Source organism: Candidatus Hydrogenedentota bacterium (assembly GCA_018005585.1).
Classification (GTDB): Bacteria; Hydrogenedentota; Hydrogenedentia; order Hydrogenedentales; family JAGMZX01; genus JAGMZX01.
This window is the reverse complement of sequence record JAGMZX010000249.1, coordinates 1-5,137: the sequence shown is the minus strand read 5'-3', so window position 1 is coordinate 5,137 and position 5,137 is coordinate 1. Positions and strand designations below refer to the sequence as shown.

At 63.5% G+C, this 5,137-nt stretch carries 3 protein-coding genes; all 3 read right to left on the bottom strand.

Features of this window, described 5'->3' with window-relative positions; translation table 11 throughout:
* Positions 1-656: sulfite exporter TauE/SafE family protein (locus KA184_23170; GenBank protein MBP8132492.1), on the bottom strand; the 656-nt coding region annotated here is incomplete at its 3' end.
* 133 nt (positions 657-789) lie between these two features.
* The gene (locus KA184_23165; protein ID MBP8132491.1) at positions 790-2,613 is read right to left on the bottom strand and encodes a heparinase II/III family protein; all 1,824 of its coding nucleotides are present in this window, start codon (positions 2,611-2,613) and stop codon (positions 790-792) included.
* An 85-nt stretch (positions 2,614-2,698) separates the two neighbouring features.
* On the bottom strand, positions 2,699-5,137 hold a 2,439-nt coding region (locus KA184_23160), incomplete at its 5' end, for a beta-propeller fold lactonase family protein (protein ID MBP8132490.1).

The following is a 5,137-nucleotide window of genomic DNA, read 5'->3' as shown; positions in this document are numbered from 1 at the left end:
GGGACAATCGACAGCGACACATGGCCCACGGTCCATGCGCCGGGAAACACGCGTTCCGCCTGCAGGTGAGCAACGGAACCCGCGATGCTCGTCGCGACCATGACGAGGTTGGAAAGGCCGACGGCGCGCTCGTTCGAGACCATGCCCGCCATCAGCGCCAGCGGGATAAGCACCGCACCTCCGCCCGTGCCCGTTGCGCCTCCGGCCAGCCCTGCCAGGAAACCGATGCAGACCGCCAGCCCATTGCGCCGGTGCGTCTCCTCCTCTTGGACAATGCGTTCCCGGATGAAGAATGTCCGCACCGCAATAAGCAGGACAAACCCGACGAACAGAAGCGTCACCGTGTTCTCAGGCAGGCGCGCCGTCACCCAGGCGCCAAAGAAGCTGCCGAAAACCGAGCCGGACGCGAGCATTCCCGCCAGCCGCCAAGGTATCTTTTCCAGACCACGGTTCAATTGCCACGCATTCAGAGCCGACACGAAAATGATCAGGAAGAGGCTTGTGCCCTTTGCCGTGTGGCTGTCCATGCCCGGTACAAACAGCATGAACGCGGGCACCATGAGCAGGCCGCCACCGAGACCCAGCGCGGCGCTGAACAGTCCAACGCCGGCGCCGAGCATCAGCATTCCGGCGATATAGGCCAGCAAATCGACCATGTTGAATTTCCGCCCGGTCCGCATGGGCGCAGAATAATCAGGGACAAGAGCGCGTCACTCCGGGCGGCAGTGTAGCAAATCCGCCTCTTGCGCGCACCGGGAGCCGCGTTTGGAGGAGCGGCGCAAGGGCTAATCACGTTTTCGGCTGAAAGGTTATGCGAAAACGCGCGATGACTTCCTTGTCCGCCGGATACGTCACGGTCACGCGCGACAATACCCCTGACTTGCGGTTTTGCCGGCAGGCCTCTTCCAGGCGCTCCGTCCGAAACTCTCCATGCTGCGCGTGAATCTCCAGTGTGCCCCTATCGGTGCGTATCCGCGCGACCGGGCCGGCCGTCTCGACATCGCACCAGGTCACAAACGCTTCCTCGACTTCGCCCGGCTCCGCTTCGAACACGAAGTGATCGCCGAGAACCACAGCGCCTTGGGACAACACGATGTCCCGCGCAGCGGAGGCAAGCCCCACGCCTGGATAGGCCTGCTCGAAGCGGACGCACACGCCCTTTTCGCCGGCTTCTTCCATGACGCCGCGCGCCTCCCGTCCTTCCGCCTGCAATACGCCGCCAATGCGGGGAACGCTGTGCCCGTAAGAATTGCAGAAGACGTTTTCATACCGTCTGGGACTGAAATAGTCCTTGCTGTACAGGCCCGCGCCGGGGTCGCACAGGTAAACCACGCCATCCACGGCCACGATGAAGCTGCCCACGTCGTTCTGATTGTGCGGCTCCGCATTGTCGCCCGCTTTGACGGCCACGGCCAGCGTATGTCCGCCAGCTATGTCGACCAGACGAGCGAGTCCCGATTTCGGCAGGACAATGTCCTCCAGAGGAGGGGCTGCCGGGCGCGTTCCGTCCCACCAGAGCAAGTCGCAGACCGTTTCGTGTACCCGGAAATCGGGCCTTGGTTCGAGCAAGCCCAGCAACTCCGTAACGCCTGTGCGCTCGGCCAGTTTCGCGCCGATATACGCCCTGACATGGCCGCCTTCGCCCGAGTCCGAAAAGCTGGCGAACAAGCCCGGTCCCATCGCCACGGTCAGCGGAAAACGCGCGACGGCTTTCAGCTTCTCATCGGCGAGCAGGTCGATGCCGCCGCCCGTCCGTTCGCGAAGCATCTCGGCGAAAATGACGTATTCCGCCAGGCCATAGTTCCAGTATCCCATGCCTTCGAGCGAGGCGCCGTCTTTCTCAAAAGCATTAGCCAGGAACCGCTGCAATTGCTCGACCACAAGCGCAATGGCCCGCGCACTGCGTTCCGGGTCCGGCTCAAGCAGCAGGAACGCCTGTCCCACGGAGCCCGCGCACACGCCGGTCCAGTTGTTGTTGCCCGATCTCCAGCCGTATTCCGCACCGTGTTCCAGATAGGGCTCGAGCACGCGCCGCGCGACCTCGGCATGAATCCGGTCCTGAATTTCCGGCGGGAGCCGGTCCGCCAGCAGACGCGAGACATGCGCCAGAATAGCCGCTGTCTCCGAACAGAACAGGTCTATGAACCAGGGCTCTTTTTCGTGGGCGGGAACGACCCAGGTGCTCTCCTCGCAAATGTTCCAGATCAGGTCGTTGACCTGCGGCAGATACGATTCGTCATCGCCCAGCCAGACGGCAAGCACCGCCTGCGACAGCTGTTCCCGCTTATCGAAATACGGCCCTTCATAGGGCGGCCGTTCGCCCGCCTCGCGGAAGCGCCGGTACTGCGTGTACGTCGTCACCGGGACCGGCGCATCCTTGACCTCGCGCGCCCATTCGAGCACGGCGGCAGCCTGCGGCTTTGCCGCGAGTTGACCCGGCGTGACTCCCGCCAACCCGGGGAGGGACGCCGCGGCGCTGCTTCCGGCGAGCCACTGCGCCAGACGCTGTTGCTCCGCGGCGGGCTGTTCCTCCTGTTGCGCCCGCGCGCACAGGCTGACGCAGAACAGTAATGCGGCCAAAGCGCCGACCAGGAGCCTGGAATCGGTCAACATAACTCATCCCTCCAATGGATCATTGAGACCACGACAGCGGCGCCAGGGTTTTGAGGCGGCGCCCGGGTCAGACACGCAAGATGGCTCAGTCATCGTCTCGCGATCCCCTTGCGCCCCGCCATAGTTGCGCATCCGCTTCCGCGCGCCGCGCTAATTCCGGGTAAGGCACGCCCGGCCCCTTGACCGCATGCCAGATGATGCGATTGAAGGTGTCCTCATCGGCCAGGTCGATGTCGTCCAACGGGAGTTCCAGGGATTTCCGTGCGTAATACCGGGCCTCACCACGCAAATCCGCCAATTTCGCGTTCATCTCGTCGAGGGGAATCAGATTCGGACGTGCCGTGTACGGCGCGAGGTCCGGCGTTTCCTGAAAACAGTTCGTCATCGGGTTCGACGCCATCGTCAACTGGTTCATCGGCGCGAGGCCGAAGATCAGTTCGATGGTGCGCAGCATGCCCGTTTGATTGTAGTGCGTGCTGTCCACCACGCCGCGCCTGGTGTAAGGACTGATACACAGCGCGACCGTCCGATGGCTGTCCACGTGATCGAGGCCTGCCTGCGGGTCGTCTTCGACGACGAAAATGGCGGTCTCGGGCCAGAACCGGCTCTTGCTTACAGCCTCGACGATCTGGCCGAGGGCGAGGTCATTATCGGCGACCATGGCGCGCGGCGTGGGAAAGCCCTCGCGCGTGCCGTTCGTGTGGTCGTTCGGCAGCAGCATGATGATGAAATTGGGCCACTCGCCGGACGCCTCCGCGGCGTCAAGCTCCTTGATGAACTCGCGCGCGCGATAGACATCCTGGACCTTTCCTGGAAACCCGATGAACGTCGGGCACAGATACGGTTCCAGCGTATGCAAGGGCGATGTCGCCCTGATTTGCACCGTTGTCGTGCCGTTCAGATAGTCATTGTAGATATCGGTCCAGGTTGCACTGTTCGGCTCGATGCGCGCGCGGACGAATTCGCCGTAATCGCGGAAGGTCAGACCCTTCCGGAGCACGTGGTCCCAGATGAACCCCGACGAGGCGAAGGCAAGCGCATCCTCCCCTTCGTAAGGATAACTGCGCGGCCAGCCGCCGAAACTCTTTTCGAGGTAATCCGTCACATATCCTTCGTTCGTCCACTGGTGTCCGTCCGCGCTGAGCACGCCGTTGCAGTAGAAGTTGTCGAGCAGCACGAATTCCTCGGCCAAGGCATGATGATTGGGCGTGACCTCGCGTCCGAACAGACACAACGCGGGGTCGCCGTTGCCCTGCGGCATGTCGCCGAACACCTGGTCGTAGGTCCGGTTTTCCTTGATGATGTAGAGCACGTGTCTGAACATGGAGACCTCGCCTGGCCGCGTGGGCACGGGCACGGTCCTGGGTTCCACCGGCGGCATGTCCATCACCCCCGCCATCAGCGGCAGGCGCATGTTACAGGCCGCGCGATACGTGTATTCCTCAAGCGTGGCCGCATCGGGCACCGGGATGAAGTTTACGGACCCCATCGCGTCATGGGTGTTGAAGCCGTGCCGGTCCTTGCCCATCATCTGTTCCTTGAGAGGGACATTTGCCTCCGTGTAATGCCTGCCCATGCCTTTGATGTTTACAACGCAAAGCAGCGCCCCGCCGTCCGCGAGCAGCACCGCCCCGGGATACCATCCGGTTGGAATCAAGCCGCGCATCTGCCCGGTTCCCGTGTCGAGCACGCCCAGCAGGTTGTTGCCGCCGTTGGCGACGTAAAGCGTCCTGCCGTCGGGCGAAACGGCCAGCGCGTTCGGCGCGCTGCCAAACGGCAGTTCCACCATGGGCTTCGCCGACAGCGTGCGCGTCACTTCGTCGCGCGCCGTGTCGACCTCCGACACCGTGTCGCTATTCGCGTTGGCGACGTAGAGGAGCCTGCCGTCGGGCGAAAGCGCCATGCCGCTCGGATGCAGGCCAACAAGCATCTCCTTCACCACCTCGTTGGAACGCAGATCGATAACGGACACGCTGCCCGTGTCTGCGATGCCGGTCTCCGGGTCGACGACGGCGCGGCTCTTGCCCGTTGGCCCGGTCTTGTCTCCTTCCACGGGCCTGCATCCGCCCCAGTTCGACACATAGAGCCGGTCCCCGTGTTGCACTACGGTATAGGGCGCAATGCCTACGGGAATCTCCCGCTCGACCACGCCCCCGTCAGGATCGACGACCGCAAGCGAATTGTTCAGGCTCAGCGTGACGTAGATGCGCCCGCGCGCCTCATCCAGGCACAGTCCGCCCGGAGCGGAATCGCCTTTGCCGTCCGGTCCCGGCAGCGCGATCGGGTCGCGCCAGCCGAAGGTCCCGTCGGCCTGACGGCACGCCGGGCGCAAGTTGCCTTTCGCGTCCGTGGTCCACAGCGTCCCGCCGTCGCTGGACCAGGCGATGCCGCAGAAGTTGTTGTCGCCCCTGGGTACTTGCAGCATCTGCTGCACTTTCCGGCGCTGCATGTCAATGAAAACGATGTCCGCGTCGGGCGCATCGGGCGTCGAGCGCCCTGTCGTCTTGATCGCAAGTGTCCGCCC

Excerpts from the sequence above, each read along its gene's own strand:
- KA184_23165 (MBP8132491.1), bottom strand. The coding sequence starts at position 2,613 with ATGTTGACCGATTCCAGGCTCCTGGTCGGCGCTTTGGCCGCATTACTG.